This window comes from Actibacterium sp., from assembly GCF_041584535.1.
GTDB lineage: Bacteria > Pseudomonadota > Alphaproteobacteria > Rhodobacterales > Rhodobacteraceae > Actibacterium_D.
Map to the genome: position 1 here is coordinate 1 of NZ_JBFHDW010000265.1, position 3,672 is coordinate 3,672.

At 63.6% G+C, this 3,672-nt stretch carries 4 protein-coding genes; 2 read left to right on the forward strand and 2 right to left on the reverse strand.

All coding sequences use genetic code 11. The features are described 5' to 3' along the window. The first annotated feature begins 57 nt into the window (after positions 1-57). On the forward strand, positions 58-1,134 hold the full coding sequence (locus ABYW26_RS11960; RefSeq protein ID WP_372605125.1) for a 5-(carboxyamino)imidazole ribonucleotide synthase: 1,077 nt from the start codon (positions 58-60) through the stop codon (positions 1,132-1,134). Here ABYW26_RS11960 and ABYW26_RS11965 read toward each other — a convergent pair whose 3' ends face one another. Then, a complete protein-coding gene (locus tag ABYW26_RS11965) occupies positions 1,135-1,962 on the reverse strand; it encodes a DMT family transporter (RefSeq protein ID WP_372605129.1) in 828 nt (275 codons plus the stop codon). A gap of 163 nt (positions 1,963-2,125) precedes the next feature. Here ABYW26_RS11965 and ABYW26_RS11970 point away from each other — a divergent pair, with 163 nt between their 5' ends. Next, positions 2,126-2,578: an NUDIX domain-containing protein gene (locus tag ABYW26_RS11970; protein WP_372605126.1), complete on the forward strand. Its 453-nt coding sequence runs from the start codon at positions 2,126-2,128 to the stop codon at positions 2,576-2,578. A gap of 54 nt (positions 2,579-2,632) precedes the next feature. On the opposite strand, the gene groEL is transcribed toward ABYW26_RS11970, so the two are convergent. Then, positions 2,633-3,672: chaperonin GroEL (groEL, locus tag ABYW26_RS11975; RefSeq protein ID WP_372605128.1), on the reverse strand; the 1,040-nt coding region annotated here is incomplete at its 5' end.

Here is a 3,672-nt window from a genome sequence, read left to right on the forward strand (position 1 = left end):
CGCGTCTGGATGCTTGGCGCGCGGCGCTGTCGGAGTCGATCCCGGATGAGCCCTCGGATGAGTGAGATGCTGACCCCCGGCGCCACGATCGGAATCTTGGGCGGCGGCCAATTGGGCCGGATGCTGTCGGTTGCCGCCTCGCGGCTTGGCTTTTCGTGCCACATCTTTGAGCCGGGCACCAACCCGCCCGCTGGTCAGGTCGCCCATCGCGTGACCACCGCCGCCTATGAGGACAAGGCCGCCCTGCGCGCCTTTGCCGAAACCGTCGATGTCATCACTTATGAGTTCGAGAACATCCCGACCTCGGCGCTGGACCTGCTGGAGACCCTGCGCCCGATCCGTCCGGGACGCGAGGCACTGCGGGTGTCGCAGGACCGGATGACCGAAAAGCAATTCCTTGCCGATCTGGGGCTGAAAACCGCGCCTTTCGCGGCGGTCGACACCCGCAAAGACCTGACGGCGGCGCTGGCCAGTGTCGGCGCCCCGGCGATTCTGAAAACCCGCCGCTTTGGCTATGACGGCAAGGGTCAGGCCCGGATCATGTCGCCCGATCAGGCCGACGCGGCGTTTGACAGCATGGCGGGCGCGCCCTCGGTTCTGGAGGGCTTTGTCGATTTCAGCCACGAAGTGTCGGTCATCGCCGCGCGTGGGGTCTCGGGCGAGGTTGCCTGTTTCGATCCCGGCGAGAACGTCCATAAGGACGGCATCCTGCACACCACCACCCTGCCCGCCACCCTGACCGGCGCCCAGCGCACCGATGCGGTGTTGCTGGCGGGCAAGATCCTGAATGCGCTGGACTATGTCGGCGTGATGGGGGTCGAGCTGTTCGTGACGCGGGCCGGGCTGATCGTGAACGAGATCGCGCCGCGGGTGCATAACTCGGGCCACTGGACGCAGGATGGCTGTATGATCGACCAGTTCGAACAGCATATTCGCGCAGTGGTCGGCTGGCCTTTGGGCGATGGGTCGCGTCACTCGGATATCCAGATGCTGAACCTGATCGGCGATGACATGGACATGGTGCCCGATCTGGCGGCGCAGCCGGATGTGGCGCTGCATCTCTATGGCAAGGCCGAGGTCAAACCCGGCCGCAAGATGGGCCACGCCAACCGGCGTCTGGGCGCGGCGCGCTGATCAGCGCCGCGTCAGCGACAGACCGACCCCGCCCAGCACCAGCAGCGCCGCGATCGTGAACCGCGCCGTCAGCGGCTCGGCCAGAAAGGCCATGCCGCCCGCCATGGCGATGATCGGCACGGTCAACTGCGCTACTGCGGCCTTTGACGCACCCAGCTTGGGCAGGATCAAATACCACAGCGCATAGCCCAACCCCGAGGTCACCGCCCCCGACACCACTGCCAGAACCGCGCCTTGCGGGCTGATCTGATCCGGGCTGAGCGCGAACAACGCCAGCGCCAGCGGCGCGGCCAGCACGAAATTCGCCGCCGTCGATTGCAGCGGATCACTGACCCCGCGCCCGACCAGCGAATACAGGCCCCAGCCCAGCGCCGCCGCCGCCATCAGCAAGGCCGGCACCAAAGGCGGTGCCGCCGTGCCCGAGGGCCACAGCAGCCAGACCAGACCGGCAAAGGCCACCCCGGCCCCCAGCCAGCGACGCAGCGGCACGGATTCGCCTCCGACCACCGCGCCCGCGAACATTGTCACCTGCACCCCGCCGAACAACAGCAACGCCCCCAGACCGGCGGGCAGGCTGACATAGGCAAAGGAAAACCCCAGCATATACACAGCCAGCGTCAGCACGCCGCGCCAGCGACCGGGCGTAAACGGGCGCAGCCCGCGCCCTGATACCAGCACCAGCCCCGACAGCATCACCGCCCCCGACACCAGCCGGATCGCGGCAAAGGCCGCCGGGCCCATAGCACCATCGCTCAGCGCCAGCCGGTTCAACACCGAATTGGCAGCAAAGGCGATCATGGTCAGGACGGTCAACAGGATCAGGCGCATGGTGGAAACATGCGATGATCCGGGACGGTGCGCAATGAAACCTTGCGATTTACGGGCCGGTTTCATGCTTATTTCTTTGGCAATCGCCCTGGAAACACGCCGTTTACGACAGCGATGATCACAAGGGCTTTGCCACCCGCACTCTCGCGGTTAGTGTCGCCGAATGGCTCCTCCGTCCCCTCGCCTTGCGGCGCGCGCGCTTATTGTTCAGAACGGTCGGCTGTTGCTGGTCAACGCCTTTCCCGGCGGGAAAAGCGATCTGTGGTGCGCGCCCGGCGGCGGGGTCGAGCGCGGGCGCTCGGTGCCGGAAAACCTGATCCGCGAAGTGCATGAGGAAACCGGCCTGACCGTGTCAGTCGGCGATCTGGCATTGGTGAATGAATTCCACGATCCCAGAGGGAAATTCCATCAGGTCGAGCTGTTCTTTCGCTGTAACCTGATCGACGGGCGTCTGGATCATCAATGGACTGACCCGGCCGGGGTGGTCACCCAGCGCCAGTTCTTTGCCCCGCACGAAATGAACACGATCCGGTTCAAGCCCGGCTCGCTGGCCGATGTGGCCTTTGCGCCGGTCGGCCCTGCGGTCTATGACCCGCTGGAAGCCATCGTCTGGTAATGAAAAAGGGGGCACGCGGCCCCCTTTTCCTAAGCTTATGCCGTTTGGCGTGGCTTACATCATGCCGCCCATGCCGCCCATGTCGGGCATTGCCGAGCCCGCGCCTTCTTTGGCGGGTTTGTCAGCAATCATCGCTTCGGTGGTGATCAGCAGGCCGGACACCGACGCCGCATCTTCCAGAGCGGTGCGGGTGACTTTGGCCGGGTCGATCACGCCGAATTTGAACATGTCGCCATATTCTTCGGTCTGAGCGTTAAAGCCGAACGACAGGTCGGTCGATTCACGCACTTTGCCGGCAACAACGGCGCCATCGACGCCAGCGTTTTCAGCGATCTGACGCAGCGGAGCTTCCAGAGCCTTGCGCACGATGGCGATACCAGCGTCCTGATCCGAGTTCGCACCGGTCAGACCATCCAGAGTCTTGCCAGCCTGAACCAGAGCAACGCCACCGCCGACGATCACGCCTTCCTGAACGGCCGCACGGGTCGCGTTCAGAGCATCGTCCACACGGTCTTTACGCTCTTTCACTTCGACTTCGGTCATGCCGCCGACTTTGATCACGGCAACACCGCCAGCCAGTTTGGCCACGCGCTCTTGCAGTTTCTCACGGTCGTAGTCGCTGGTGGTTTCTTCGATCTGGGTGCGGATCTGGGCCACGCGGGCTTCGATCTCGGCTTTCACGCCAGCACCGTCAACGATGGTGGTTTCGTCTTTGGTGATCGAGATTTTCTTGGCGCTGCCCAGCATGTCGATGGTGACGCTTTCCAGCTTCATGCCCAGATCTTCGCTGATGACCTGACCGCCGGTCAGAATAGCGATGTCCTGCAGCATGGCCTTGCGGCGATCACCAAAGCCCGGAGCTTTGACAGCAGCGATTTTCAGGCCGCCACGCAGTTTGTTCACAACCAGAGTTGCCAGAGCTTCGCCCTCGACATCTTCAGCAATGATCAGCAGCGGTTTTTGCGACTGGATCACCGATTCCAGCAGCGGAACCATCGGCTGCAGCGACGAGAGTTTCTTCTCGTGCAGCAGGATCAGACAGTCTTCCAGATCAGCGATCATCTTGTCGGGGTTGGTGACAAAATAGGGCGACA

What these genes read in the sequence shown, in the direction of transcription:
- ABYW26_RS11960 (WP_372605125.1), top strand. Translation starts at nt 58, where the DNA reads ATGAGTGAGATGCTGACCCCCGGCGCCACGATCGGAATCTTGGGCGGC.
- ABYW26_RS11965 (WP_372605129.1), bottom strand. Translation starts at nt 1,962, where the DNA reads ATGCGCCTGATCCTGTTGACCGTCCTGACCATGATCGCCTTTGCTGCC.
- ABYW26_RS11970 (WP_372605126.1), top strand. Translation starts at nt 2,126, where the DNA reads ATGGCTCCTCCGTCCCCTCGCCTTGCGGCGCGCGCGCTTATTGTTCAG.